Origin of the sequence: Mesorhizobium sp. M1403 (genome assembly GCF_040317695.1) — a bacterium.
Taxonomy (GTDB): domain Bacteria; phylum Pseudomonadota; class Alphaproteobacteria; order Rhizobiales; family Rhizobiaceae; genus Mesorhizobium.
In genome coordinates, this window is record NZ_JAMYKY010000013.1 from 135,871 (window position 1) to 161,850 (window position 25,980).

Annotated in this window: 23 protein-coding genes and 2 tRNA genes; 6 read left to right on the forward strand and 19 right to left on the reverse strand. The window is 63.3% G+C overall.

The annotated features are described in order from the left end of the window. Positions 1-3 precede the first annotated feature (3 nt). The 3 genes from NKH01_RS21020 to NKH01_RS21030 all read right to left on the reverse strand — a co-directional run bounded on the left by NKH01_RS21020 (position 4) and on the right by NKH01_RS21030 (position 3,859). Positions 4-921, reverse strand: coding sequence for a carbohydrate ABC transporter permease (locus NKH01_RS21020; RefSeq protein WP_353022162.1), 918 nt, complete (start codon positions 919-921; stop codon positions 4-6). A gap of 13 nt (positions 922-934) precedes the next feature. After that, the gene (locus NKH01_RS21025) at positions 935-2,056 is read right to left on the reverse strand and encodes a carbohydrate ABC transporter permease (RefSeq protein WP_353022188.1); all 1,122 of its coding nucleotides are present in this window, start codon (positions 2,054-2,056) and stop codon (positions 935-937) included. 126 nt (positions 2,057-2,182) lie between these two features. Next, complete coding sequence (locus tag NKH01_RS21030; protein WP_352845077.1) at positions 2,183-3,859, reverse strand: ABC transporter substrate-binding protein; 1,677 nt, start codon at positions 3,857-3,859, stop codon at positions 2,183-2,185. Positions 3,860-4,152: 293 nt separating this feature from the next. On the opposite strand from NKH01_RS21030, the gene NKH01_RS21035 reads away from it, so the two are divergent. Genes NKH01_RS21035 through rbsK form a run of 3 tightly spaced genes read left to right on the forward strand, consistent with a single transcriptional unit; the run spans position 4,153 to position 6,641 of the window. Beyond that, a complete protein-coding gene (locus tag NKH01_RS21035) occupies positions 4,153-5,211 on the forward strand; it encodes an ABC transporter ATP-binding protein (RefSeq protein ID WP_352640079.1) in 1,059 nt (352 codons plus the stop codon). A 31-nt stretch (positions 5,212-5,242) separates the two neighbouring features. After that, positions 5,243-5,695, forward strand: a complete 453-nt coding sequence (locus NKH01_RS21040; RefSeq protein ID WP_352481196.1) for an RbsD/FucU family protein — start codon at positions 5,243-5,245, stop codon at positions 5,693-5,695. 4 nt (positions 5,696-5,699) lie between these two features. Next, entirely contained in the window at positions 5,700-6,641 is a 942-nt protein-coding gene (rbsK, locus tag NKH01_RS21045) for a ribokinase (RefSeq protein ID WP_353022164.1), read from the forward strand. Positions 6,642-6,844: 203 nt separating this feature from the next. Here rbsK and NKH01_RS21050 read toward each other — a convergent pair. Then, positions 6,845-6,921: transfer RNA gene (locus tag NKH01_RS21050), tRNA-Asp, on the reverse strand. Between the two features lie 217 nt (positions 6,922-7,138). Between NKH01_RS21050 and NKH01_RS21055 the strand changes: the two genes are divergently transcribed. Both NKH01_RS21055 and NKH01_RS21060 read left to right on the forward strand, forming a co-directional pair. After that, a tRNA-Val gene (locus NKH01_RS21055) sits at positions 7,139-7,214 on the forward strand. Positions 7,215-7,515: 301 nt separating this feature from the next. Then, the gene (locus NKH01_RS21060) at positions 7,516-7,839 is read left to right on the forward strand and encodes a hypothetical protein (RefSeq protein WP_353022166.1); all 324 of its coding nucleotides are present in this window, start codon (positions 7,516-7,518) and stop codon (positions 7,837-7,839) included. 85 nt (positions 7,840-7,924) lie between these two features. Here the strand turns inward: NKH01_RS21060 and NKH01_RS21065 are convergent, their stop codons facing one another. The 14 genes from NKH01_RS21065 to NKH01_RS21130 all read right to left on the reverse strand — a co-directional run bounded on the left by NKH01_RS21065 (position 7,925) and on the right by NKH01_RS21130 (position 20,975). Beyond that, the gene (locus NKH01_RS21065; protein ID WP_353022167.1) at positions 7,925-8,572 is read right to left on the reverse strand and encodes a GNAT family N-acetyltransferase; all 648 of its coding nucleotides are present in this window, start codon (positions 8,570-8,572) and stop codon (positions 7,925-7,927) included. Further along, positions 8,569-9,339 (reverse strand): SDR family oxidoreductase, encoded by a 771-nt coding sequence (locus NKH01_RS21070; protein ID WP_353022168.1) that lies wholly within the window; start codon positions 9,337-9,339, stop codon positions 8,569-8,571. Before NKH01_RS21070 ends, NKH01_RS21065 begins: the two co-directional genes overlap by 4 nt. Further along, a complete protein-coding gene (locus NKH01_RS21075; protein WP_031193507.1) occupies positions 9,336-10,331 on the reverse strand; it encodes an ABC transporter permease in 996 nt (331 codons plus the stop codon). Before NKH01_RS21075 ends, NKH01_RS21070 begins: the two co-directional genes overlap by 4 nt. Before the next feature lie 162 nt (positions 10,332-10,493). Next, positions 10,494-11,534 (reverse strand): sugar ABC transporter substrate-binding protein, encoded by a 1,041-nt coding sequence (locus tag NKH01_RS21080; protein WP_353022170.1) that lies wholly within the window; start codon positions 11,532-11,534, stop codon positions 10,494-10,496. A 40-nt stretch (positions 11,535-11,574) separates the two neighbouring features. Further along, positions 11,575-12,339: an ATP-binding cassette domain-containing protein gene (locus NKH01_RS21085; protein WP_023717343.1), complete on the reverse strand. Its 765-nt coding sequence runs from the start codon at positions 12,337-12,339 to the stop codon at positions 11,575-11,577. Next, positions 12,336-13,502, reverse strand: coding sequence for an ROK family transcriptional regulator (locus tag NKH01_RS21090; protein WP_353022171.1), 1,167 nt, complete (start codon positions 13,500-13,502; stop codon positions 12,336-12,338). The genes NKH01_RS21085 and NKH01_RS21090 overlap by 4 nt, the downstream gene beginning before the upstream one ends. Positions 13,503-13,613: 111 nt before the next feature. After that, positions 13,614-14,369, reverse strand: coding sequence for an ABC transporter permease (locus NKH01_RS21095; RefSeq protein WP_023717344.1), 756 nt, complete (start codon positions 14,367-14,369; stop codon positions 13,614-13,616). Continuing rightward, a complete protein-coding gene (locus NKH01_RS21100) occupies positions 14,366-15,139 on the reverse strand; it encodes an ABC transporter ATP-binding protein (protein WP_352857127.1) in 774 nt (257 codons plus the stop codon). The genes NKH01_RS21095 and NKH01_RS21100 overlap by 4 nt, the downstream gene beginning before the upstream one ends. After that, on the reverse strand, positions 15,139-16,167 hold the full coding sequence (locus NKH01_RS21105) for an ABC transporter substrate-binding protein (protein ID WP_353022189.1): 1,029 nt from the start codon (positions 16,165-16,167) through the stop codon (positions 15,139-15,141). The genes NKH01_RS21100 and NKH01_RS21105 overlap by 1 nt, the downstream gene beginning before the upstream one ends. Positions 16,168-16,257: 90 nt before the next feature. Beyond that, positions 16,258-16,695: a VOC family protein gene (locus NKH01_RS21110; protein WP_352662627.1), complete on the reverse strand. Its 438-nt coding sequence runs from the start codon at positions 16,693-16,695 to the stop codon at positions 16,258-16,260. A 2-nt stretch (positions 16,696-16,697) separates the two neighbouring features. Further along, on the reverse strand, positions 16,698-17,438 hold the full coding sequence (locus NKH01_RS21115; protein ID WP_353022172.1) for a FadR/GntR family transcriptional regulator: 741 nt from the start codon (positions 17,436-17,438) through the stop codon (positions 16,698-16,700). Next, complete coding sequence (locus tag NKH01_RS21120) at positions 17,435-18,871, reverse strand: FAD-binding oxidoreductase (RefSeq protein ID WP_502912665.1); 1,437 nt, start codon at positions 18,869-18,871, stop codon at positions 17,435-17,437. Before NKH01_RS21120 ends, NKH01_RS21115 begins: the two co-directional genes overlap by 4 nt. A 214-nt stretch (positions 18,872-19,085) precedes the next feature. After that, positions 19,086-20,369: a M23 family metallopeptidase gene (locus NKH01_RS21125; protein WP_353022174.1), complete on the reverse strand. Its 1,284-nt coding sequence runs from the start codon at positions 20,367-20,369 to the stop codon at positions 19,086-19,088. A 138-nt stretch (positions 20,370-20,507) separates the two neighbouring features. Continuing rightward, positions 20,508-20,975, reverse strand: a complete 468-nt coding sequence (locus NKH01_RS21130) for a peroxiredoxin (protein ID WP_023717351.1) — start codon at positions 20,973-20,975, stop codon at positions 20,508-20,510. 96 nt (positions 20,976-21,071) lie between these two features. On the opposite strand from NKH01_RS21130, the gene NKH01_RS21135 reads away from it, so the two are divergent. Continuing rightward, on the forward strand, positions 21,072-24,449 hold the full coding sequence (locus NKH01_RS21135) for a hypothetical protein (RefSeq protein WP_353022176.1): 3,378 nt from the start codon (positions 21,072-21,074) through the stop codon (positions 24,447-24,449). Positions 24,450-24,538: 89 nt separating this feature from the next. Here NKH01_RS21135 and tyrS read toward each other — a convergent pair whose 3' ends face one another. Beyond that, positions 24,539-25,792 carry a tyrosine--tRNA ligase gene (tyrS, locus tag NKH01_RS21140; protein WP_353022178.1) on the reverse strand — a complete coding sequence of 418 codons (1,254 nt, stop codon included), beginning with the start codon at positions 25,790-25,792 and terminating at the stop codon, positions 24,539-24,541. Positions 25,793-25,980 lie beyond the last annotated feature (188 nt).

Genomic DNA, 25,980 nt, shown 5'->3' on the forward strand with positions numbered 1-25,980 from the left:
CGCCTATTTCACCGCGCCCGCCGTCATGCCCATGATCAGGTAACGCTCGAGCGCAATGCCGATGACGGCGAGCGGTGTGATGGCCGCGGTGGCAAGCGCTGCCATCGACCACCAGTTGATGCCTTGTGAGCCGGTCTGGCTCGCCACCATGACAGGAATGGTCTTGGCATCGGTCGAGGTCAAAAGCGCGGCGAAGAAATACTCGTTCCAGCACAGCACCATCGCCAGGATGAAGGCCGCGACCATGCCCGGCAGCGCGATCGGCATGACGATGCGCAAGAAGGCACCCCAGATCGACAGGCCATCGACGAGTGCTGCCTCCTCCAGCTCGACAGGGATCGAATTGAACTGGTCGCGCATGATCCAGATGACGATCGGCAGTACCATCAGCGTGTAGAGCAGGATCAGCCCGACGCGCGTGTCGAGCAGGCCGACTTCCCGGTAGAGCACGAGGAAGGGCAGGGCCAATACCACCGGCGGCAGGATCAACTGCGACAGGAAGAAGAAGGAAATGTCCTCGTTCCTGAACCAGGCGAACTTGTAACGATAGCGGGTCAGCCCATAGGCGGCGAGGCTGCCGATGACGATGGCGAGGGTCGACGCGCCGACCGAAGTGATGACCGAATTCATGAAGCGCTTGATGAATTCGTCGCGCACCGTCGACGTCCGAAAGATCGAGTCCGGCGACAGGCCAAGCGAACGCCAGCCCTTCCAGTCGGGTTTGAAATCGACGAACGGGATCAGATGGCCCTGGGTGACGTCGACCGCGGTCTTGAACGAGGTGGTTATCGTCCAATAAATCGGGAACAGGCAGATGAAAGCCCAGAAGATGAGGGCGCCGTAGATGAAGACGCGGTTGGCGAAGAAGCTCGCCGGCGAGCGGATTTCGGAGGCGGCAAAGTCGGTGGTTTGAACGCTCATCTTGCCGGCCCGATCAGTTGACGTTGCGTACGAAGCGGCTGGCGAATTTCAGCAGCCAGGTCACGAACACGATGATGATGACCAAATAGGCCATCGCCAGCATGGTGCCGTAGCCGACATTCGAGCGGTCGCGATATTCGCGGTAGATGAAACTGGACACCGAATCAGTCGCGCCGCCCGGCCCGCCGGAGGTGACGGTAATGATGATGTCGGCCAGCTTCAGCTTGAAGATGATGCGCAGGATGACCGCCGTCACCGACACCGGCAGCATCAGCGGGAAGGTGACTTGCCAGAAGGTCTGCCAGGCGGTGGCGCCATCGACACGCGCCGCCTCGAGCACCTCGCGCGACATCGCCTGCAGGCCGGCGAGCAGCATGATCATCATGAACGGGATGAAAGTCCACGCGTCGAGCACCATGATCGAGATGCGGGCGGTGATCGGGTTGGAGAAGAAGGCCGGGTTTTCCCAGCCGAGTTGCCGCGCCAGCGTTGCGGCCGGCCCGAAGCGGTATTCCATCAGCGACTTTCCGATCATCCACGACACCGCGACTGGCGACAGCATCAACGGCAGCAGGAAGACGATGCGGAAGAATTTTCGCGCCCGGATCTGCGCGTTGAGCAGCAGCGCCAGGCCGAAGGCGATCACATATTCGACCAACACCGCCAGCACGTAGAGCACCATGTTGAACAGCGCGTTGCGATAATAGGCGTCGTTCAGCATCTGCCAGAAATTGTCGAGCCCGTTGAACGTCCGGCCGCTGAAAGAACTGAGGTTCCAATCGGTCAGCGCGATGTAGAAGCCGAACAGCGTCGGGAAGATCACCATGGCAATGGTAAACAGCAGCGCCGGCAGCAGGAACAGCGCGCGCTGGCCGTCCTCGCCGCGCGTCAGCACCTGGCCGATGCCAAGCGCGACACCCCACAGCACATAGGCGTAAACGACAGGCCGCCAGGTCTCGAAGCCGATAGCGTCGACATCGCTCTTGTAAAGGATCTGCAGCGCAATCACCGCCAGAAGGCCTAGCGTTGCAGCAGCCATCAGCGCCCAGCCAAGCCGTTTGCGGCTCCGCGGTATCAGGTCGGATGGCACGGCGCCTGCCGGCCATTCACTTGTCGACAAAGTCTGGTCAGCCAGGGTCCGGTCAGCCACGCGTCTTGCCCGTTCACAGGAGGCTCGATGACCGGCCGAGCCGGTCGAGGCCAAGTCGGTCAAGGGGAGGTCCGGCGGCTATGCGCTGCCGGACCAAGTTTCACTATCAGCCTACATACCAAGCGAGGCCTTGTAGAGCTTGATCTGGTTGTCGCGGCCGATCTGGTCGGTCAGCTTCTCCCAGGCGGCTGCGATGGCGTCGGCACCTTCCTGCGCCTTCATCTTGCCGGCAAATGTGTTGGCCAGAATGTCCTCGGCGGCGCTGTAATACTGGAAGATGCCGGGGATACGTGGCTCGATCGCCGCATTCGGATGGTTGTAGCTGTCGGCTTCCGACTTCAGATACGAGGTGGTGAACGCCTCGTCGTAACCCGCCGCCACCCATTCCGGAATGTTGAAATGGGAGTTGCGGTAAGGCTGGAAGCCGGACGGATACGCCGCGCACCAGAGCGACAGGTCCTTGCCGCCGAGATGAGCCGCGGCAGACCAGGCCGCCTTCTTCTTCTTCTCATCCGTATCGACGCGGGCCATGACGTAGACACCCCAGCCGAGATAGGCGCAGTTCGGCGCATAATTCGGGCCGCTGGCGAGCTTCTCCCACTGTCCGGTCTTGGAATTGTAGACGTCGTCCGAGCCTGGCAGGATCGAGAATCCGGTGACGTCCCCGACGACCGAGGAGTCGTTGGTCTTCGCATTCGAGCCAGCGTCTCCCCACCAAGCCAGCATCGAACCAGTGCCACCCAGGAATTGTGAGAAACAGGTCTGGTTCGGGTCGGCGTTGATTTGATCTTGCGGTTCGAAAGGCAGCGCGTCGATCACGTCCTGGATCGCCCGCACCCAGGCCGGGTTGTTGACGCGCGGTTTCATCGTATCCGGATCGAACAGCCACGCCTTGTCGTCGGGATGCTTGGCATAGGCGGAGGCGCGGCTGCCGAGGAAGTAGAAGCCGAAACCGCCCCAGGGCTTGGGCGCGTCGAGATAACCAAAGACGTCCTGGCCGTTCACCTGCTTGCCCTTGAGGAACTTGGTCACCACCTGCACCTGCTGCCAGGTCTTCGGCACGCCCCATTCCGTCAAGCCCGCCTTGTCGCCGCTGTCGGCTTTCCAGGCCTCTGCCAGTCCAGCATCGGAGAATACGTCGGTGCGGTAGTTGAAGTTGTGCGTATCACCGTCGACGGTGACGCGGTACTGCTTGCCGTTCCAGGTGCCGACCGGAGGCTTCAGATAGGCCACCAGGTCGTCCATGTCGATCTGCTTCTTGACCCAATCCGGCATTTCCGAAGTGAGGCCCTTGCCGCAGACGTCACCTTCGAATGGCGCGCCCATCTCGACGATATCAAAGTCAATTGTGTTCGTGGCGATCGCCTGCTGCAGGCGCGGATTGTAGTCGGCCTGCGCCAGATCGATCCAGTTGATCTTGGCGCCGGTATAGGTCTCCCACGGCTTCAGGAAGCCGCGAAACAGCACATTGTGCAGGTTCTGATTGTTGAGGCCCATGAAGGTGAGTTCGACACCGGCGAATTCGCCTTCCTTGACATTGGCCTTGGTGGCGCCCAGGCAAAGCTCGCCGACCTGCTGGAAATCGGCATCGGTCGGCTGACCCTTGCCGACGCCCGGGATCTGCAGGATCTGCGCGCGCAGGTCATCGGCGGCCGCAGCCGGGCGCGTCAGGGCACCAAGTCCGGCGCTTGAGGCCGCGGCGAGGGCGGCCATGCTGGCCGCTCCCTTCAGCACGTCGCGGCGGGTGGCCCCGGCGCGGACAAGTTGGTTATAAAGGCTGACTTTCATCTCGTTCCTCCCAGAAGATCAATCGTGAATTGGTTCAGATGGTGGAGCGCCGATTATGTTCCCCAACGACAGCGACTCCCGTAAATAGCGGCCCGAATTCTCCCTCCCGCGACGCTTGGCATTCAGTGCCGGACAAGCGTACCGGTGCGCCCGGAACAGGGTCATAAGCCGGGCGCTGTCACTATTCGCACAACGAAGTGCGGTGTCAACGTGAATGGGTTTTTTATCTATAAGAGACCGACTTGCCCTCGCCGTTTGCGTTGTTTAGCTTCACGGCAACTGAAGGGGGAATGATGGCTCAAGTCGCGATCCGCAATGTGGCCAAGGCGTTCGGAACCGTCAAGGTTCTGCACGATGTCAGCGTCGACATCGCCGACGGACAGTTCGTGGTGCTGGTCGGGCCTTCCGGCTGCGGCAAGTCCACGCTGCTGAGGATGGTGGCCGGGCTGGAAACGGTTTCCGGCGGCACCATCGCCATCGGCGAGCGCGTCGTCAACCATTTGCCGCCGGCCAAGCGCGACATCGCCATGGTGTTCCAGAACTACGCGCTCTATCCGCACAAGACGGTCGAGCAGAACATGGCCTTTGCTCTCAAGCTGCGCAAAACTGATCCGGCGGTGGTCACTGAGCGGGTCAAGCGCGCCGCCGACATCCTCGACCTCAACCCCTACCTCAAGCGCTATCCGCGCCAGCTCTCGGGCGGCCAGCGCCAGCGCGTCGCCATGGGTCGCGCCATCGTGCGCAACCCGCAGGTGTTCCTGTTCGACGAGCCGCTCTCCAATCTCGATGCCAAGCTGCGTGTCCAGATGCGCACCGAGATCAAGGAACTGCACCAACGACTGAAGACCACCACCATCTACGTCACCCACGACCAGATCGAGGCCATGACCATGGCCGACAAGATCGTGGTGATGCGCGACGGTCGCATCGAACAGGTCGGCGCGCCGCTGGAATTGTTCGACCGGCCGGCCAATCTGTTTGTCGCCGGCTTCATCGGCTCGCCCTCGATGAACCTGCTCAAGGGCGTCGTGCGCAAGGGCGACAAGCCCGTCGTCGAGATCGCCGGGACGCCGTTCCCGATCGCATCGAGCAATACCGTGGAAGATGGCCGCAATGTCGTCTACGGCGTGCGGCCCGAGCATCTCGAAATCCATCCAGATGGTGTCCCAGCGAAGATTTCGGTGGTCGAGCCGACCGGTTCCGAGACTCTCGTGTTCCTGCGCTTCGGCGAGGGCGAGATGGTGGCGCTGTTCCGTGAACGCCACGAGTTCAAGCCGGGCGACACACTGCACCTGAAACCGCGGCTCGACCAGGTGCATCTCTTCGACGCAGAGACCGGCAAGCGGCTCTGATTTCGCCCCAGCAAACCTCGCGAGGGATACCATGCTCAAAGGAATCAATCCGCTGCTCAATGCCGATGTGCTGCAGGCGCTGCGGGCGATGGGTCACGGTGACGATCTGATCATCGCCGACACCAATTTCCCGTCCGATTCGGTGGCGCGGCAGACTGTGCTTGGCAAGCTGCTGCGCATCGACGCATCGGCAGCGGAGGTCGTCAAGGCGGTGCTGTCGCTTTATCCGCTGGACACCTTCGTCGACGATGCCGCCGCGCGCATGGAGATCGTCGGCAAGCCGGACGAGATTCCCGCCGTGCAGCAGGAAGTGCAAAAAGAGATCGATGCCGCCGAGGGCAAGGCCTGGCCGATGATCTCGGTCGAGCGCTATGCCTTCTACGAACGCGCCAAGAAGGCCTATTGCGTCATCCAGACCGGCGAGCGCCGCTTCTATGGCTGCTTCGCATTCCGCAAGGGCGTCGTGCCGCCGGATGCGGAGTAGCGACATGCCGGGCAGACCGATCGTTATGAAGCCTGTTGTCATATTGGGCGTCTTCGTCGCCGACACGGCCTACCGCGCCGCCCGCCAGCCGCGCATCGGCGAGACGATCCTGGGCACGTCCTTCACGCTCGGCCCCGGCGGCAAGGGCTCGAACCAGGCGGTGGCGGCCGGCCGGCTCGGCGCCGACGTCACCTTTCTGACCCGCCTCGGCGTCGATCCCTTTGCCGAGATGGCGAGACAGACCTGGAACGCGGCCGGCGTGAAGAGCGCTGTCATCGACACACCGGAAAGCTACACCGGTGCCGCCTATATCTTCATCGAGGAGACGAGCGGCAACAACGCCATTATCGTCAGTCCCGGTGCGGCCATGCTGATTTCGCCCGCCGATATCGAGGCAAATGCCGAACTGATCCGCGCGGCCGGGGTCTTCGTCACCCAGCTCGAACAGCCGATCGAGGCGGCGATGCGGGCGCTGGAGATCGCGCGTGGGGCAGGGGTGACCACCATCCTCAACCCGGCGCCGGCGGCAAAGCTTCCAGCCCGCATCTATACGCTTTGCGACTATGTCACGCCGAACGAAACCGAGGCCGAGGAACTGACCGGCATCAAGGTGTCCTCGATCGACGATGCCCGCCGTGCCGCCGACAGCCTGCTCGAGAAGGGCGTTGGCACGGTCATCGTGACGCTCGGCGAAAAGGGTGCGCTGCTGCACACGGCCGATCGATCCGAACATGTCGCAGCGGTCGCTGCCGGCCCGGTCATCGAGACCACCGGCGCGGGCGACGCCTTCAATGGCGGCTTGGCGGCGGCGCTGTCGAGGGGGATCGAACCCCTGCAGGCGGTGCGCTTCGCCTGCGCCGTCGCCGGCATCTCGGTGACGCGTCCAGGCACCGCGCCGTCCATGCCGGCGTTGCAGGAGGTCGAGGCGCTGCTCGCCAAGGGGTGAGTCCGTAGCTGAGGGACCAGACTGTGGGCAGGAAGCTCTTGTCTTGTGGCTCGGCGCGCTAGCAAGCAGGGCTGGTGGGTCGATGTAGAGATCGATCTCAGATTCAAAACCAATGAATCGGGATTACCTGACGAAGAAGACGGTTTTTGACAAATCAACGTCGACATTTCTCCGACACCAAGGGCCGTGGCCCGAAGGAGAAATGGCGCGAGTGACGGGGCTCGAACCCGCGACCTCCGGCGTGACAGGCCGGCACTCTAACCAACTGAGCTACACCCGCGCATGGACGAGCACGTGTCAGCCGTGTTCGTCGTTGGGGCGGTGGATAAGGGGTAAGCCACCGGGTGTCAAGCGGACCCGGACAGCATAACAGCAAACAGCAGAAGGTTTTTTGACAAGCAGAACCTTGTCGCCGAAAGCTGCTCTCGGCCAAGCCGCTGGCCGCTCATTTGGCCTTGCGAAGCCGGTCCTAACTGCTTAAAGGTCCGGCCCGGAGCGGGCGATTAGCTCAGTTGGTAGAGCGCTTCGTTTACACCGAAGATGTCGGCGGTTCGAGCCCGTCATCGCCCACCATTTTCCTCAATGTGCTCAATCAGGGGCTACACCGCCCAAGCTGACCCGCCCGGCGCAACCTCTGATCGCAACCAATGGCTTCGCTGTTGTGCCGTATTTTCCGCCTGCAAATGCTCCGCGGCCCAGGCGAGACACATGTGACCACTACGCCACTAGGACTTTGGTCCGATCAAAGCGCCTTTCCGTAGGGACTTAAGTCTGATCTGGCGCTTCCCGATAAGGCAAACGATTGCCGAAAGATAAAACATGCAGTAATTTAAGGGGAGCATAACAGAAAGCTGAATCTTACTTGCACATGGGCATGGGCGGGAGCGAAAATATTCCTGGATGGCTTACGAGTCATCTTCCGGATGATGCCGTGATCGCAGGAGATCTCGCGAATAAGGTATCGAAGGAGGCTGAAAAAAACCGGCTTCCAGGCGAACGGGTTGTGAAGACAACGCGTAGCGAAGACATCTTTAAGAAAGAAAAAGTTGAGCCTTATCGCAGCACCACGGTTGCAGGAATTTTCGCCAATGGCTCATTCCTCGCGCTATTGGTATTAGCTATCTATCTGCTTTATGTGTTCTCGATTGTGGCGGGGGAAACGGTTGCGCATGTTCCTCTGCCGCCCACACCGAACTAGCAGACGCTCCGCCAAGACTGGAACTAGCCCGCACTGTATTGAAAGCTCCCGGTTCTATGCAACTTGAGCGATTGCTTGCCGCAGCTCAGCCTGCAATCGCCGGAGCCTGAGCAAGCCGTTTCGCCACATAAACACAACACGTCGGCACCTGCACCACCTCAAACCCGATCGCCTTGTAGAACCTTAGCGCATCATCATTCTGCGGCGTGACCTCGAGGTGGATGCCGGTTGAGCCGCTCGCGGCAAGGCGCTGGTCGAGAAATTCCATCGCGCGCCTGCCGATGCCTTTCCCGCGCGCTTGCGGCAACAGGTCGATATGGCCGTGCGACGGATAGGCCGCCAGTGCAGGCGGGACAGCGAAATCGGGATGGTGGATCCGGTGCCGCGCCCAGTCGCTGCCGCGCCAGCGTGAGCTGTCGGGTCCGGGGTCGGTCACGCGCCGCTGCAGGTCGGGATACCAGTTCGATGCCAGGCTGGCATTGAAAGCAGCTGTGTCGGCTGCGCCAAGCAGATAGCCGGCGGCGCCTGAGGGGCTGTCGACTATGAAGGCCAGTTCGGGTTCGAGCACCTGGTAAGGAACGGTGTAGAGGAGACCGAGCAGTTCCGGGTCGTCCTCGCGGCCGCTGGCGTCCTTGCCGGCGTCGCCGGTCTTGAGACAGATTGCGGCAAGCGCTGCACGATCGGCGGCGGTCGCCCGGCGCAGGAAGAAACCGCCGCCGAAATCGACGATCATGGCGGCAGCAGCCGGAAATCCTTGCCCTCGGGCAAAAGCTGCCCGCCGTCGACGATGATGGTCGTGCCGGTGATGTAGCTGGCGTCATCCGAGGCCAGGAACAGGAAGGCGTTGGCCACGTCGCGCGGGCTGCCGAGGCGGCCGAGCGGGATGGCGTCTTCCATGTTCTTGATGAAGGCCGCACCGCGATGCTGCTCTATGCCTTCGGTGAGGATGTTGCCGGGCTCGACGCCGTTGACGGTGATGCCGTAGCCGGAGAATTCGAGCGCAGCCGAACGGATCAGCCCGTTGATGCCGGCCTTGGTCGCCGAATAATGGCCGTGGCCGGGACTGGTGACATGCGGGCCGGTGATCGAGGAGGTGAACAGCATGCGGCCAAAGTGCTGTGCCTTCATCGGCACCAGCGCCGCGCGTGCGGCGACAAAGCTGCCGCGCAAATTCACCGCCATGACCCGGTCCCAATCGTCGGGACTGGTGTTTTCCAGCAATTGCCAGGGATAGATGCCGGCATTCTGGACCATGATGTCGAGCCGGCCGTGACGCTCGAGCGCCAGCGCCACGGCGGCTTGCGCATCGGCCATCTGCGAGATGTCGGTGCGTATGAAGGCGGCGCCGAGCTCGTCGGCAGTCGCTTGCCCGGCCTCAACCTCGGTATCGGCCAGGACAAGCGTCGCGCCCTCTTCGGCAAAGCGTTGTGCGATGCCTTTGCCGATCCCGCGCGCACTTCCGACGATCATCGCGACCTTACCTTCCAGACGGCCGGTCATGCGAGCCTCTGGCGGATGGTTTGCTTGAAGGCGTCGAGCAGCACGGCGGCGAGGACGAGCAGGCCGTGGATCACCTGGGTGAAGTTGGCCGGCAGGCCCATCAAATTAATCGCCGTATTGATGGCGGAGAGCAGCAGCACGCCGGCATAGACACCGGGCAAGGTGCCGACGCCGCCCTTCAGGCTGACGCCACCGATGACGACCGCGGCGAAGGCGTTGAACAACAGGCCGACGCCCAGATTGGCGGTGGCGCCGGAGGTACGGATTGCCAGCAGCCAGCCGGCAAGGCCGGCGATGGCACCGGCGAGAACAAAGGCTATGACCAGGTTGCGATTGACGCGGATGCCGGCGCGGAACGTCGCCGTCTCGTTGCCGCCGATCATGACCAGGTGCCTGCCAAAGGGCGTCTTGGCCATGATCAGCGAGAACACCACGAAGCACGCAATGGCGATCCAGGCCGTCAACGGCAGGCCGCCCAGGCGCTGGATGCCGAACCAGCGGATTGCCGGCGCAAGGTCTTGTGCCGAGCGGCCACCGGAGATGACCAGCACCAGGCCGCGTACCCAGATGTAGGAGGCCAGCGTGATGATGAAGGCGCTCATCTTCACCCTGACCACCAGATAGCCGTTGAAAGCGCCGATGAGGCCGCCGACGGCAAGCGCGATGAGCAGCGAAACCGGAACCATCAGCCATTGCGGCTGCAACTGGATGCCAAGGCCGATGCCCGACGAGCAGAACAGGATGCCGACCGCCATGGCGCTGAGCGCCGCCACCGATTCGACCGACAGGTCCATATGGCCGGCGATGATGACCAGCGCCAAGCCGATCGACATGACGCCGAGCACGCTCGAGGCCTCGATGATGTTGGCGAAGATGCCGAGCTGAAAATAGTTCGGGATGAGGATGGAAAAGACCACCAGCACGAAGACCAGCATGAACCAGACAAGATTGTCGAGGATGAACTCGAGGGTTTGGCGCGTGCGAGGGTTCATCTGCGGATCCGGTTGGCGCATGACCCGAAGAACCACTCGGTCGTCGGAAAGATCAGGCGCGGTTGAAAATTGCTGCAGCATTCCCGTGCGCGTCCGTTTGAACGCACCGGGCTGCAGGGCTGGGCTCCGGGCCTGCGTGGCCCGGAGCTTCTGGCGAGTTCGCTATTCGACCGGCTTTATGGTTTCGGCCGGCGGCTTCATGTTGCCCCAGAAGGCTGGGTTATCTACATTTTCCTTGGTGATCGCAGCGCCGGGGATCTTGATGTTCGGCCCCCACGCTTCCTTGGTCAGGGTCGATTTCAGGCCAAGCACATCATATTCGCCGGGCTTGATCTCCTGCTTGTTGACCACCTTGTCCATGAACATGGCGACCGCCGCGGCCTGGGCGTAGAGCGGCTGCTCGACTTCGACATTGAGCCAGCCCTTACGGATCAGGTCGAGGCCGACCGGAGCACCGTTCGAACTCATCAGCATGACGTCACCCGGCTTCTTGCCGGCGGCCTCGAGCGAGGCGACGGCAGCGACCGAAAGATGCGCGGCATGGCTGAAGATCAGGTCGATGTCGGGGTTGGCGAGCAGCTGGTCGTTGACGATGGTCCCGGCTGCATCCGCCGCCCATTGCATGGCCGGCAGCGAGATGATCTTGACGTCCGGGAACGCCTTCATCTTCTCCTCGAAACCCTTCTGGATATCGAGCGTATAGGGGTCGCCCGGATCGCCGAGCACCTGCAGGATCTTGCCTTTCACCGAGCCGTTTTTCGCGGTCAGGAGTTTTTGCGCCTGATCGGCGGCGACGTAGCCGATTTCGACGGTTCCGGCCACCGAGGTGAAGTCGGAAGGCGTCGAGGTGATCTGGCGGTCGAACTCGACGACCGGGATGCCGGCGGCACGGGCGGCCTCGATCGACGGTTTCAGCGCATTGAAATCGACGGCGGCAAGGATGATCGCCGACGGCTTGAGCGCGATGACGTCGTTCATCTGCGATTGCTGAGCGTCGGTCTTGTTGTCGGCGTTCAGCGTCTTCATCTCGTAGCCGACCTGCTTCAGGAACAATTCCAGCGCGCTCACCGAGCCGGTCTGGAACTCATCGAGCAGTGTCGGCACCATGTAGTAGACGGTGCCCTTGGACTGAGCGAATGCCGGCGTGAGCGTGGCAAAGGCCAGTGCCAGGATACCGAAGACGGAAAGAAGTATTTTCTTCATGTCGTTCGCTCCTCTTGCGCCGGACCCCTCATTTTGTCCCTCAGCTCGCCGGTCCGGCACCGGCAAGCGTCTCTCCGGTGATCATGTTGATCACCGCGTCGGGACTTGTTTTGTTGCGTGCGACATCGCCAGCCACGACGCCTTGCCGGATCACCACGATCCGGTCGGCGACCTGGAAGGCCTGTTGCATGATATGGGTGATGATGACGACGCCGATACCCTGGCTCGCCACCTGGCGGATCATGTCGAGGCCGCGCCGCGTCTGCTCGACACCGAGCGCTGCGAACGGCTCGTCGAGAAGCACCAGCTTGCCGCCAAAATGCACGAATCGGTTGAGCTCGATGGCCTGCCGCTGACCGCCGGAGAGGTGCTCGACATTGGTGCGAAGCGAGGGAATGCGGGTGCCGGCGCTGGCCAACGCCTTTTGCACCACCTGCTCCATGGCGCGCTCGTCGAGCACCGGAATGCCGAGAACCTTCCTGGTGATCTCGCGGCCCATGAAGAAATTGGCGACCACGTCGACATTGGTGCAAAGCGACAGGTCCTGGTAGACGGTCTCGATCCCCGCGGCCTTGGCCTCGGCAGGAGATTTGGCGAGGAATTCCTTGCCTTCGAACAGCATGCGGCCGGAGGTCGGCTCGAGCCCGCCGGCAATGATCTTGACCAGCGTCGATTTGCCGGCGCCGTTGTCGCCGAGCAGCGCCACCACTTCGCCCTTGCCGATCGAAAAGCTGATGCCTTTCAGTGCTTCGATGGCACCGTAATTCTTGGCAACGTTATCGAGCACCAGCAGCGGTTCGCTCATGCCGCGATCCCCTTGTTATGCAAGAGATCCCGCCCGCGTTCGCGTTCGGCGGTGAAGATCTGGCCGAAGCGTGGCGAAAGCACCCCTGAGACGGCAAGCGCTGCGGCGCCGCGCAACACCGCATGCTGGCCGCCGCGCGCGACGCTGACGCGAGGCGTCGTGCGGTCGCTTCGCGCCGACACCGAGTTGGGCAGGTGCGCAGCTGTGCCGGCCAGTCTTTCGAGCAGGTCGGTGGAGGCCAGCCCGCCAAGGATGATGGTTTCGGGGTCGAACAGGTTTTCGATGATGGTGATGGCGTTGCGGAAGATCGGCGCGATCTCGCTCACCCAGTCGGCGTCGGCGACGTTGCGGCGCCGCAGCGCCTCGAGCGAAAGATACCGTTCGAGGCAGCCGCGATTGCCACACGGGCAGGGCTCGCCGCCCGGCACTACGGGAATGTGGCCGATTTCGCCGGCATTGCCCCAGGCGCCGCGCAATGCGGCTCCGTCATGCACCATGACGCCGCCGAGGCCGACACCGAAATAGAGATAGTAATATTCGGAATAGGCCGTGCCGAGGCCATAGAGGCGCTCGCCGATGGCAGCCGCCGCCATGTCGGTTTCGAAAAAGGCCGGCAGCCCGGTCGAGGCGGCCAGCCGCTCGCGCAGCGCCACATCCTTCCAGCCGGTCATGGTGGTCGGACCGACAAAGCTCATGGACTCCACGCCAAACGGCCCGGGCAACGCCATGCCGATGCCGAGGACGCGGCCACCGGGCCGCAGTGCTGTCAATTCGAGTACCATGGCGCCGATCAGCTCGAAGGCGTGGTCGGGCGTTGCATTTGGGGCCTCGCGGTAGCTGCTCTCGATGACATCGCCGCTGAGGTTGATCAGCGCGGCATTGATGCCCAGCGGGGTGACGTGAATGCCGACGGCATAGCCGCCTTCCGGATTGATCCGCAGCGTTGCCGGGGGCAGGCCGCGCCCCTTGGGCTCTTCGCGCAGCGACAGCACGTAACCGTGCTCTTCCAGCTCGCGAACGATGGTCGACACCGTCTGCACGGTGAGCCCGACCCGCCTGGCAATGTCGCCGCGGGCGATCGGCCCGTGAAGGCGGATGGATTCGAGCACGATGCGCCGATTATACGGCCGCCCGAACTCCTGATTGGTTCCCCGCAGTGCCATGCCTTGCGCCCTCGAGAGAGGCCAGACTGGCACTGAAGATTTATTCAGTCAAATGGAATTCAAAAATAAATTTACAGCCCGCGCCTGGCGGATGGCCGCTCGACGGAATGGTCAATAGCGGATGGCACGGCGCTCCAGCAGAACCACGATTGCGAACATCGCGATCGACAAGGACGACGACAGCACGATCGCCGCATAGAGCCGGTCCGACTGATAGTTGAAGGTCGCCTGGATGATGAGCGCGCCGAGGCCCTTATCCGACCCGATCCACTCGCCGACAATGGCGCCGATCACGGCCGTGGCCGAAGCGATTCTCAGCGAGGAGAACAGCATCGGCAATGCTCTTGGCAGGCGCAGGCTCCAGAAGATCTCCCAGCGCGTAGCCGATAGCACCCGGAACAGTTCGTGCTCGTTGTCGCTGGCCGAGTCCAGCCCACGAATCATGTTGACCAGCGTCGGGAAGAAGCAGATCACCGCCGCGATCACGATCTTCGGCGTCATGCCGAGCCCGAAGATCAGGATGATGATCGGCGACAGCGCCAGGATGGGGATGGTGTTGAAGAACAGCACGATCGGAAAATAGGCGGCCTGCAGGATGCGGCTGTGCACGAACAGCACCGCCAGCAGCACACCGGCAAAATTGCCGATGACAAATCCCGCCAGCGCCTCGATCAGCGTCGGCCAGAGATTGCTGAGTAGCAAAGCAAGACTCTTCCGGAACACGCCTGATATGGCCGTCGGCGTCGGTACGATATAGGCCGGCACGCCGAGCCATGGCAGCAGGAACTGCCAGGCGAGCAGGATCGAGGCCGCGCCAAAAACGGGCAGGGCGACGGCCAGCGCCGATGGCAAGGGCGCCTGCCTCATGAGGCCTGTTCCAGCGCGCCGCGCAGTTCGGCCATCGCGGCAACGATCGCCGGATCCTCGCGCGAACAGCGGTTGCCTGCCTGCTTGAACGGCCGCATGTCGAGGTCTCTGGCCAGGCGGCCCGGATTGGCGGCGAGAACGATGACCCGTTCTCCGAGATAGGCGGCTTCGGCGATCGAATGAGTAACGAAAAGGATGGTCGCGCCGGTGCGCCGCCACAACGACAAAAGCTCGTCGTTGAGGCGGTCGCGGGTGATCTCGTCCAGCGCACCGAAGGGCTCGTCCATCAAAAGCAGCCTGGGTTGCCCGAGCAGTGACCGGGCGATCGCCACGCGCTGGCGCTGGCCGCCGGACAATTGGTGCGGCAGACGCTCACCGAACCCGGCAAGCCCCATCAGATCCAGCAGCTCGTCGGTTCGATCGTCTATTGTCCGGGTAAGCCGGCCTTGTCCGACATCGAGCGGCAGGCGGACGTTGTCGCGCACGGTGCGCCAGGGCAGCAGGGTCGAGTCCTGGAAGACGAAACCGACATCGCGCCGCGAACGGACAGCATGCGGTGTGTCGCCAAGCACGGTGATCGAGCCGCCGAGCGGATCGAGCAGGTCCGCGACTACGCGGAGCAGGGTCGACTTGCCGCATCCCGAAGGTCCAAGGATCGACAGGAAGGAGCCGGCCTCGACCGACAGGTCGAGACCGGAGAGCACTTTCACCACCGGCTGCCGGCCGCTATAGCCGACATCCAGCCTGCGGGCCTCGATCGCCTTCGCCATCAAGCGGCGGGCGCGTCGAGCTTGGGTCGGTCGGCGGCCGACAATTCGAGTATCTTGGTGGTGTAGACATCGGCTGCCGCGGGCCGGCCGTTCGGGTATTGGCCGACCTTGTCCAGCAGCGCCAGCTGCTCCTCGATCGAGGCGGGATCGAAGGTTCCCCATCCGTCCTTGGCGGTTGCACCGTCAAAGGAGAGTTTCAGCACCAGATTGATCGTCTTCTGCTCCCAGCCAAGGTCCATTTCCGGATAGGCTTCGACCATCTTCTTGACTGCTTCCTGCGGATTGGCGTGCACCCAGCCCCAGCCCTTGGCGACGGCGCCGATGAATTTCGCCAGCGTTTCCGCATCCTGTTCGATCGCGGTGTCGGTAGCGAAATAGACGTCGGCATAGGAGTTCAGCCCGAGGTCGCGCACCAGAAGATCGATCCTGTCGTCGCCGACGACGCTCAGCGCCTGGGTGTTGGTGATCCATCCGCCAATCGCGTCGACGTCGCCGCGCACCAGCGGCGCCTTGTCGAAGCCGACATTGACGACGGTGACCTCGGACGGATCAATGCCGTTCTTGGCCAGGATCTCATCGATGACGAAGCGCGCCGTCGGCTGGATGCCGATCTTTTTGCCCTTGAGGTCCGCCACGCCGCGGATCGGCTTGGCAGGCTTCGAGGTGAAGGCATAGGGACCGGTGCGGAAGCCACAGGCGATGATCTTCACCGGCACGCCGCTGGCGCGCGCCGCATAGAGCTGCGGCGTCTCGGAAAACTGGCCGAGTTGTGCTGCCCCCGAAATCACCGGCGGCACCGTTGCCGCATTGGGACCGCCCGGGCTGAATTCCACCTCGAGGCCCGCGTCCTTGAAATAGCCGTTGGCGACCGCGGCGATGTCGCCGATCTGTCCGTTGGACATCAGCCAATCATACTGGATGACGACCTTTCCGGCAGCCTTGGCGCCCGGCGTCAGCACGAGCTGCATTCCGGCCGAAGCTGCCGCGACGGCGGCGAAGCCGGCTTTCACGAAGCTGCGGCGGTTCATGTCGTAGTCTCTGTTCCCACTCATTTTTCGCTCCTGTTGCAAGACGTTCTCGTCTCTTCATTGCGCGCCGTTCCCGTGGCGCGGCGTCGTCTACGGCTGTTCGTCGTGATAGTCGCCGGGGCCGCCGTCGAGCCAGGCGTATAGTTCCCAAAGCGTGTCGTCGGGATCGGTGAAATATGCGCAGCGCGCGTTCCAGACATAATCCTCCGGCGGGCCGTAGAAGGGCACGCCCTTGGCTGCCAGTTCGCCATGGAGCCGGTCGATCTCGCCGGGCGCGTCTAGCCTGACCGCCACGCAGACCTTGTGCGCCTGGCGCGGCGACCTCAATTTGGAGACGCCGGTGTGCCGGTTGATGTGGTCGATCTCCCACGCCGCCAGTGTGACGCCTTTGCCATGGAAGTCGGCAAAGCCCTCGGCGCGACGCCGCAGGCGAAAGCCGAGTTTCTCGACATAAAATTCAACCGTCCGCTCGATATTTTCGACGAGCAGGCAGACGTCCGAAATCGCATATGCGCCTCCGACCGGCATGGCTACCTCCCTGTGCTGTGCGCGGCGCGCGATGCTGGCAGTTTGACGCCGACGCGGTCGGCGGCGCCGACGATGTGGGCGCGCATCGCCGCCTCGGCGGCCGTGGGATCGCCCGCGACCAGCGCCTCGTAGATGCGCACATGCTCCCCGACATTGACTTCGACCAGGTCGTGCAGCGGATTGGTGAGGCGCGCGTAGTGGATCGAGCGGCGGATCTGCTCGCAAACGAAGGAGATAAAGGTGTGGATGTAATTGTTGCCGGTCGCCCGTGCGATCTCGCGATGGAACAAAAGGTCGGCGTCGATGCTGCCTTCTTCCCAGCGCTCCTCGCCGCTCATCCGGTCTAGCGCCGCCTTGATTGCGTCGAGGTGCTCCTGCCCGCGCCGTTCGGCGGCGAGCGCAGCTGACTCGGCTTCCAGTATGCAACGCAGCTCGAACAGCCGCTCCATATTCCCGGTCGCTTTCAGCGCCTCGCCATCGATCCGGATCGAGGCGCGCTGCTCCGGCGCCAGCACGAAGGCGCCGACGCCTTGCCGGGCTTCGATCATGCCATCAGCCCTGAGTTGAGCGATCGCCTCGCGCACCACATTGCGACTGACGCCGAATTTTTCCGAGAGCTGCTGCTCGGTCGGCAGCCGCGTGCCCGGATTGAGCTCGCCGGATTCGATCTCGCGGCTGAGGAACGCGGCGACGCGATGCGGCAGCGCCTCGACCGTGCCGATAGCGGCCAGTCTTTGCTTCATGGAAAGGTCTCCGTCGATGGCAGAAGGCAGCCGGGATTCATCAATCCCTGAGGGTCGATCGTTGTTTTGAGCGCCGTGACGAGCCGGCGATGGGCAGGCGCCAGGCCGGCCCAGAAAGTGCGATGACGGGTGCGGCCGATGCCGTGCTCGGCGCTGATCGACCCGCCAAGCGCGCCGACGATCTGGTAGAGTCCGGCAGTGATCTCCGCGCCCTGGGCACGAGCTTCCCCCTCGGCGAGCCCAAGCGGTGGCAGGACGTTGAAATGGACGTTGCCGTCGCCGGCATGGCCATAGGCCTGCGGCAGCCAGCCTGGATGTTCCAGCGCCACGAATTGGCGGGCCTGATCGATGAGGGCAGGGATGTCCGATATCCTGACCGCAAGGTCGGTGCGCACATGGTAGCCGCGTCTTACCTGGCCCTCGACCAGCCCTTCGCGGATCGCCCAGAAGGCCCTGGCCTGTGCGACGCTTTCAGCAAGGACGGCCTCGGCAACCAGACCGCTCTCAATGGCTCCGGCCAGGAAATCGACCAGCATTGAGCGCAGATCGACCGTAGCACTTGCGGAGAGTTCGATCAGCACGTGGACGGGAGCTTCGACCGGCGAAACGATGTTGGCATCGATCAAGCGCGCGAGCGCGATGCACTCCGATCCAATGATCTCGAAGGCCGAAATCAGATCGGATGAGGCCCGGCGAGCCTGCCGGAACAGGGTGATGGCCGCTTCGAACGAAACGAGACCGAGATAAGCGGTCTCGACCCGGGCCGGTTTCGGAAACAGCTTGAGCTCGACGCCGGTGATGATGCCGAGCGTTCCTTCGCTGCCGATGAAGAGCTGCTTCAGGTCGTAGCCTCGATTGTCCTTGCGCAGGCCGGAAAAGCCGCTCCACAACTCGCCATCGGGCAGGACGACTTCGAGGCCGAGGATGATATCGCGCGCCATGCCATAGCGCAGCACGTTGGTGCCGCCGGCATTGCTGGCCGCATTGCCGCCGATCTGGCAGCTTCCCTGCGCGCCGAGCGCCAGCGGAAACAGGCAATCCTCTGCTTCTGCCGCATCCTTGATGTGCTGCAGGATGCAGCCGGCATCGGCCTGCAGGACGAAATTGTCGGCGTCGACGAGACGGATGCCGTTCAACCGCTCCAGACTGACGACCACCGCGCCACGGGTGTCGATGTCGATTGCACCCGCCACCAGCCCCGTGTTCCCGCCCTGTGGGATGATTCCGAGCCCGAGCGTGCCGCAGAGCCGCGCCACAGCCTGGACTTCGCTGACGGAAGCAGGCTTCAGCACCGCAAGGGCTCCGCCGCGATGATCCCCGGACCAGTCCAAAAGGTATTTCGCCATACTGGCAGCGTCGGCAGCCACGCCGCTTTGTCCGACAGCGCTCTCCAGAGCATTCAGAATTTCAGGCGGGATACCATAAACGGTCATTACAAGCCTGTTGGGCTAAGGCATAGGCTTATATATATCATCCTACAACTGCGCCCGAGTCAACGCTGTGAGGCAGAGGCCTCAAGGGCTGGAGCCGAATGTTCGCTGGGGAGAATAGAGCGAAGGGCGATCGCCCGAGGTGAGGCCGCCTTGGCCTGGCTGCGCCGGCCCGATGCCGCTCAATTGCTGGGTCGTCTGAGGAGCAGCCCGGCTCCTAGAGGTACCGCTCGACCTTCTTGCCAACGGTCAGAAACCGTAGCGGGTCGATTGCCTCGCCATTGTGGCGAACCTCGTAGTGCAGATGCGGGCCGGTCGAGCGACCGCTGTTGCCGGTCTTGCCGATGATGTCCCCGGCATCGAGCTTCTGGCCGACGGCGACGTCGATTTTGCTGAGATGTCCGTAACGCGTCACAAAACCGTTGCCGTGGTCGACCTCGACCATGCGGCCGTAGCCGCCGTTCCAGCCGGCCTTGACGACGACGCCGGCTGCCGTGACCTTGGCCGGCATGCCGACCGGCGCCCTGAAATCCATGCCGGAATGCAAGGCGGCCGTGCCGAGGATGGGGTCGGTGCGCACGCCGAACGGGCTGGTGACGCTATGGCCGGGGGCGGGGTTGGCGAGCGGCAGCCGGCGCGCCTCCTTTTTCAGATGATCCAGCGCGTCAAGCGCCTCGTCCAACTCCTTGACCTTGCTGTCGAAGACCAACGAACTGTCGAGCGGTATCAGCGGGCCGCCGACGTCGCTCTTTTCGAATTCGCTATCGACCGGCAGGCCGGCGGCCTCGAGCGCCTGCGAGATCGCGTCCGCGCTCTTGTAGGCACTGTCGGCAAGCGTCGCGATGCGGGTGAGTTGCTGGCTCTCGATGGTCTTCAGCGAGTTGTTGATCGAAACGAAGAGCTTGTCTGCCCGGTCGGCCGCGCTTTCGCTCGGCAGCGGATTGGCGCGGGTCGACCACAGCGAGAACGGCCTCGTGTCGTCGCTGGCAAGGGGGGCAGCAATGCTGGCGACGGAGTAGGCCATCGGCTGGGCGATGCTGCCGGTCGCGTCGGCGTGTTCGTCCGGCTTTGCCGTCGGCACGGGCGGCGTTCCGACCTCATTTTCGGCTCGTTCGAGGATCGGGCCGAGGCGGCCGTGACGCAGGCTGAGCTGGCTCTGCCGTTCCAGCAACTCGCTGACCTTGGTTTCCATCAGCTGCTGATCAAGAAGCTGGCGGCTGGTGATGCGGTCGACCTGGCCGCGCAATGCCGAGATGCGGTCTTCATAGGCCTGCTGCATGCGCGCCTGCCGCGCCGTCGTGGCGCCGATCAGGCCGTCGCGCAGCACCAGATAAGAGGTCGCCAGCAGGTAGCCAATGACGATCGCTGCCAGCGCCGAGCCGCAAAATGCGGCCAGCCACGGGCGTATGGTGAAATGCCTTATCTGGTCACCCCGGGCGATGATGACGGTGTGGGGCTCTTTGCGTCTGCCGAAGACCGCTGACTGACTGGCTACGTTCACGGGACCAAGCTTTCGTTACGACACCAACGACGAGCCTGATTACACATTATTAGGGTTAACAAAGTTTTGCCGGACCGAACGACGGGCAAAGGTATTCGCGCAAAACGGGCATCGAATTGTAGCGGCGTGCCGCAGCTCTCAAAGGGCGCGAACCGCCTCCAGCACCGCTTCGGCGTGGCCTTTGACGCGGACGTTACGCCAGATCCTGGCGATGCGTCCGTCCCGGCCGACCAGGAACGTCGCCCGCTCGACGCCCATATAAATGCGGCCGTAGAGCTTCTTTTCGACCCACAAATGGTAGGCCTCGATCACCTTGCGCTCTTCGTCGGCGACCAGGTCGATGCTCAGATCGTATTTCGCCTTGAACTTGTCGTGCTTCTTGACGCTGTCCGGCGACAGCCCGATGACGACAGCGCCGGCCTTTTCGAATTCCGGCTTCAACTGCGAAAAGCCGATCGCCTCGCTGGTGCAGCTTGTGGTGTCGTCCTGTGGGTAGAAATAGAGTACGATGGGTTTTCCCAGCAATGCGGCGAGGCTGAGTGAACCGCCGCCGTCGCGCGGAAGATCGAATTGCGGCGCAACATCGCCCACGTCGAGGTCAGCCATACCGATGCCCTTGTTTGAGGTTACGCGCCAGGCTGCATCGATATAATGTCGAGCGGGGATTCGTCCACGATCGAATTCGTTTCAACGGAAGATTGCGTGGATCAGGAGCTACCGCAGCACGAGAAGATCAGGTTCAGGCGTGACGAGATCACCGACCTGGGAACCTTTCCGTCCGCGTGCCGCGTCCCGCCGCTCGGCCAGGCGTCGATCGGTCGCGGCGTTCGTTTGATGGCGCGGCTGTTTGCCGGCCTCGTCGCCCTTGTGCTGCTGGCTGCGGCCGGTGTCTATGCGATCGGCGTGTCCGGTTTCGGCTCGGAGCGGCTTCGCGCGGAAGCCGAGACGGCAATCGAGAAATTGGCCGGCTTCGATGTCGACGTTGCCGTCGGGCCGGCCCGGCTGACGCTTGACGGGTCGAGCTTCATTGCGCTGCAGGTCAGCGACGTCAGCCTCAAGACCGCCGACGGCAAACCGATGGCCGATGCCGGCCGGGTCCGCTTCGGCATCCGGCTGATCCCGCTGCTTTCGGGCGAGGTGCGGCTGACCAGCGCCCGGATTTCCGACGCGCACATCGTCATGGCGGCGATGCCGTCCGGCGGCGACTGGACGGCCGGGCTGCGCAACCAGGATGGCCTCATCGATCCGGAAAAACTTTCCGCCGCCGTCTTCGCCAACGTCAACCGCGCGCTCGATGCGGTGCGCGAGGATTCGGTGCGCCAGATCGATCTGCGCAATGTCGAGCTGGCACTGCCCGAGACCGGATCGGTCAAGTCGGTCACCATCGCCGACGCCTCCGTGTCGCAGTCGGGACCGGGAAGCATGGAGTTTTCATCCGACGCGGATGTCGACGGCAGGGCGCTCACCATCGCCGCTTCCGCCACCCGCGATCCGGCGACGCGACGCATCGCCACGCTGGACGCCAGCATCCAGGCGGCGGACGCCGACACTGCGGCGGCAGGTGGCAAATTGGGCGCGATCGCCTTGAAGCTGGCGGGGTCGGAAGCGGCCGGCGACAACGGTTCGCGGCTGACCGCCGCCCTGTCGCTGACCGGATCGGTGCTCGACCTCGGTTCGCGCGGCCTGCTTCCGGCCGACGTCGATCTCGATGCAACGCTCGTCGCCGCCTCGAACAAGATCCAGGTCGACGGATTGCTGGTGAAGACCGGCCGCTCGACCTTCGATTTTGCCGGTTCGATCGGGCCCAAGCCGGCGACCGGCAGAGCGGGCGAGGAGCCATCCTATCGCTACGACCTGACCAGCGACGGTTCGACCTTGGCGCCGTCTGATTCGCCGGAACCGGCGCTCAGCTTCATTGCCCGTATTGCCGGCGTCTACCAGCCGACGAGCCAAAAGCTGGTCGCCGAGCAGATCGGCGTCCGGTCTGGACCGGGCAGCGAAGTGCTGGGCACGGCTTCGGTTTCATTCGTCGCCAACCAGGCGCCGGGCATTTCGGTGGCGCTCAATGTCCACGACATGCCGGTTTCGCACGTCAAGCAATTATGGCCGTGGTTTTCGGCGCGCAATGCCAGGCTGTGGGTGCTTAAGAACCTGTTCGGCGGCCGCGTCGTCGATGGCAGCCTGCAATTTCAGGTCGTACCCGGGAGGCTTGGCAACGGCGTGCCGCTTTCCGCCGATGAAGTATTCGGCCGTTTTCAGGTCGAAGGATCGCGCTTCGACACGGCCGGCCGTATTCCGCCGATCCGCGATGCCGTCGGCGTCGTCGGCTTCCACGGCAACGACGTCGACGTCGCGCTGTCCTCGGGCAGCGTCTATATGCCGAGCGGCCGTACCGTGGCGGCAAGCAACGGCACGCTCACCGTCAAGGCGGCGAACCATCCGCCGGTGATCGGCGCGCTCGACATCGATGTCGCCGGCGAGGCGCCGGCGATCGCCGAACTGGCATCCTATGACCCGATCAACGCCATGCGCCATGTCGGCCTGCTGCCGGACGACCTGTCCGGCACGGTGACCGGCCACGTCAAGGCCGATATTCCGCTGCAGTCCGGCGTCGACTCCTCCAAACTCGATTGGCTGGTGGCGCTCGACTACAAGGACCTGTCGCTGGCCAAGCCGTTCGAGGGCCAGACGGTCAGCCATGCCGACGGCTCGATCACCGTCGCACCCGACCGGGCGGTGATCTCGGCCAAGGCGCTGCTCAACGGCATTCCGGCCGAGCTCGACCTGATCGAGCCGCTCAGGGATGGCGGCCCGCCGCGCAGTCGTAAAGTAGCGCTGGTGCTCGACGACAAGACCCGCGCCACCGCCATGCCTGGCCTGTCGACGCTGCTTTCCGGAACCATCAAGGTGGCGATGGACAAGAGCGGCACCGGCAACCAGAACGTGTCGGCCGACCTGACCAATGCCAGGCTGGACATTCCCTGGGCCGGCTGGAGCAAGGGCCCCGGCATCCCCGCCAAGGTCACCTTCGCCATGGCGAAGACCGGCGACACCACGACGCTGTCCAATTTCGAACTCGACGGCAAGACCTTCTCCATCGACGGCAGCGCGGTGCTGGTCAACGGCGCCTTGTCCTCGGCCCGGTTCAGCAAGGTCACGTTGAACAGGGGCGACGACGTCGCCGTCTCGGTGAAGCGGTCGGGCAAGGCCTATGCGGTCGAGGTTAGCGGCAGCGCGCTGGACGCACGCTCGCTGATCAAGCAATTCACGTCCGACGTCGACACCGCCACCAAGACCACCGGCGTCGATACGATCTCGGTCAGCGCCGACGTCAGTTCCCTGACCGGCTTCCATGACGAGGTGCTATCGAATCTGAAGCTCGACTACAGCGCCGCCGGCTCCAGGGTGAACGGGCTCAAGGTGAGCGCCACGGCAGATTCGGGAGCCGCGATCACCATCAGCAATACGACCGGCGGCGGCCTGCGCGCGCTCAACATGAAGTCGGCCGATGCCGGTGCCATACTGCGCTTCCTTAACATCTACGAGCACATGGAAGGCGGCTCGATCACGCTGGCACTCACCGGGGCCGGCGACGGGCCGATGAAAGGCCAGGTCGACGCCAAGAACTTCTTTATCGTCAACGAGCCGAAGCTCGCCTCGATCGTGTCGACGACGCCGGCTGGCGACAGCCGTAGCCTCAACGAGGCGGTCAAAGGCAATCTCGACACGTCGAGGGTGAAGTTCGAGCGCGGTTTCAGCGAAATCGAGAAGGGCAGCGGCTATCTGAAGCTGCGCAACGGCGTGCTGCGCGGCTCGCGCATCGGCACCACCTTCCAGGGCACGCTCTACGACCAGAACAACAATATGGACATCACCGGCACGTTCATGCCGGCCTACGGCGTAAACCGCATCTTCGGCGAACTGCCGCTGATCGGCGCGCTGCTCGGCAACGGCCGCGACCGCGGCCTGATCGGCGTCACCTACAGGCTCAAGGGCAACGCCAACAAGCCCAACCTGGAGGTCAATCCGCTATCGGTGATCGCGCCCGGGATATTCCGGTCGATCTTCGAGTATCGTTGAGGCGGCCAGGGTAGGCGGGTGAACAACCACGCTCTGTAGCGATCCTTCGTGCCCCCCTCTGTCCTGCCGGCGTCAACGGCAGCGTAGCGTCAGACCGGCCGCACCAGAACGTGTTTCTTCTTGCCGAGGGACAGCTTTGCCACGTTTTCCGGGCCAAGATCCTGCAGCGTCACCATCCTGCGATCGTCGGCTACGAGCTGGTCGTTGAGGCGCACGGCGCCGCCCTGGATATGCCGCCTTGCCTCGCCGTTGGACGCAGCCAGCCCGGCGGTCACGAACAGCGACAATATGCCGACGCCGACTTCAAGATCCGCCCTGCTCACCTCGACAGTCGGCAGTGTTTCGGCGAGCGCGCCTTCTTCGAACGTCTTGCGCGCCGTTTCGCTGGCCTCCTCCGCCGCCTCGCGGCCATGCAGCATGGCGGTGATTTCGGTGGCGAGGATCTTCTTGGCCTCGTTGATCTCCGAGCCGCCGAGCCGTTCGAGGCGCGCGACCTCGGCGAGCGGCAAGGTCGTGTAGAGCTTCAGGAAACGGCCGACATCGGCATCCTCGGTATTGCGCCAATATTGCCAGAACTCGTACGGGCTCAACATCTCCGCATCGAGCCAGACCGCGCCCGAGGCCGACTTGCCCATCTTGGCGCCGGACGAAGTGGTGAGCAGCGGCGTCGTCAGCGCATAAAGCTGCGCGCCTTCCATGCGGTGGCCGAGATCGATGCCGTTGACGATGTTGCCCCACTGGTCGGAGCCGCCCATCTGCAGCCGGCAGCCGAGGCGCTTGTAGAGCTCCACGAAGTCGTAGGCCTGCAAGATCATGTAGTTGAATTCGAGGAACGACAGCGACTGCTCGCGGTCCAGCCGGAGCTTGACCGAATCGAAGGCCAGCATGCGGTTGACCGAAAAATGCCTGCCGACATCGCGCAGGAAATTGACGTAGTTGATATCCATCAGCCAGTCGGCATTGTTGATCATGACGGCGTCGTTGGGGCCGCTGCCGAATTTGAGGTAGGGAATGAAGTTGCGGCGGATGCCGGCCAGATTGTTCTCGATGTCCTGCGGCGTCAAAAGCTTGCGCGCCTCGTCCTTGAACGACGGATCGCCGATCATCGAGGTGCCGCCGCCCATCAGCGCGATCGGCCGGTGGCCGGTCTGCTGCAACCAGTAAAGCATCATGATCTGGATCAGCGACCCGGCATGCAGGCTCCTGGCGGTCGCGTCGAAGCCGATATAGGCGCTCACCGTTTCCGTGGCGAAAAGCTGGTCGAGGGCGGCATCGTCCGAGGTCTGGTGGATGAAACCGCGCTCGCTCATCGTGCGCAGGAAATCGGATTTGAAGGCGGACATTTTTCTTTCCTGAAAGGCTTCCGGCCGAACGTGGCTCGGCTATGCATGAAGGCGGGCGTTTAGCACTCAAGCGCGATCAGCAAAAGTGGAATCCGCCCTCTTCCCTTCTCCCCTTGTGGGCCTGTTGCGTAATTCGCTGATTGTGATTCTCTGAGGTGGACGGTCTGAGGGAATCGCGATGGCAGTGA

Bases quoted from the DNA above. Each gene is read 5' to 3' on its own strand.
- NKH01_RS21095 (WP_023717344.1), bottom strand. From the start codon at position 14,369: ATGAGGCAGGCGCCCTTGCCATCGGCGCTGGCCGTCGCCCTGCCCGTT.
- tyrS (WP_353022178.1), bottom strand. From the start codon at position 25,792: ATGTCCGCCTTCAAATCCGATTTCCTGCGCACGATGAGCGAGCGCGGT.
- NKH01_RS21110 (WP_352662627.1), bottom strand. From the start codon at position 16,695: ATGCCGGTCGGAGGCGCATATGCGATTTCGGACGTCTGCCTGCTCGTC.
- NKH01_RS21075 (WP_031193507.1), bottom strand. From the start codon at position 10,331: ATGAACCCTCGCACGCGCCAAACCCTCGAGTTCATCCTCGACAATCTT.
- NKH01_RS21085 (WP_023717343.1), bottom strand. From the start codon at position 12,339: ATGAGCGAACCGCTGCTGGTGCTCGATAACGTTGCCAAGAATTACGGT.
- NKH01_RS21115 (WP_353022172.1), bottom strand. From the start codon at position 17,438: ATGAAGCAAAGACTGGCCGCTATCGGCACGGTCGAGGCGCTGCCGCAT.
- NKH01_RS21040 (WP_352481196.1), top strand. From the start codon at position 5,243: ATGCTCAAAGGAATCAATCCGCTGCTCAATGCCGATGTGCTGCAGGCG.
- NKH01_RS21105 (WP_353022189.1), bottom strand. From the start codon at position 16,167: ATGAACCGCCGCAGCTTCGTGAAAGCCGGCTTCGCCGCCGTCGCGGCA.
- NKH01_RS21130 (WP_023717351.1), bottom strand. From the start codon at position 20,975: ATGGCTGACCTCGACGTGGGCGATGTTGCGCCGCAATTCGATCTTCCG.
- NKH01_RS21070 (WP_353022168.1), bottom strand. From the start codon at position 9,339: ATGACCGGCCGTCTGGAAGGTAAGGTCGCGATGATCGTCGGAAGTGCG.
- NKH01_RS21120 (WP_502912665.1), bottom strand. From the start codon at position 18,871: ATGACCGTTTATGGTATCCCGCCTGAAATTCTGAATGCTCTGGAGAGC.
- NKH01_RS21090 (WP_353022171.1), bottom strand. From the start codon at position 13,502: ATGGCACTGCGGGGAACCAATCAGGAGTTCGGGCGGCCGTATAATCGG.
- NKH01_RS21100 (WP_352857127.1), bottom strand. From the start codon at position 15,139: ATGGCGAAGGCGATCGAGGCCCGCAGGCTGGATGTCGGCTATAGCGGC.
- NKH01_RS21020 (WP_353022162.1), bottom strand. From the start codon at position 921: ATGAGCGTTCAAACCACCGACTTTGCCGCCTCCGAAATCCGCTCGCCG.
- NKH01_RS21030 (WP_352845077.1), bottom strand. From the start codon at position 3,859: ATGAAAGTCAGCCTTTATAACCAACTTGTCCGCGCCGGGGCCACCCGC.
- rbsK (WP_353022164.1), top strand. From the start codon at position 5,700: ATGCCGGGCAGACCGATCGTTATGAAGCCTGTTGTCATATTGGGCGTC.
- NKH01_RS21035 (WP_352640079.1), top strand. From the start codon at position 4,153: ATGGCTCAAGTCGCGATCCGCAATGTGGCCAAGGCGTTCGGAACCGTC.
- NKH01_RS21060 (WP_353022166.1), top strand. From the start codon at position 7,516: ATGGGCGGGAGCGAAAATATTCCTGGATGGCTTACGAGTCATCTTCCG.
- NKH01_RS21080 (WP_353022170.1), bottom strand. From the start codon at position 11,534: ATGAAGAAAATACTTCTTTCCGTCTTCGGTATCCTGGCACTGGCCTTT.
- NKH01_RS21065 (WP_353022167.1), bottom strand. From the start codon at position 8,572: ATGATCGTCGATTTCGGCGGCGGTTTCTTCCTGCGCCGGGCGACCGCC.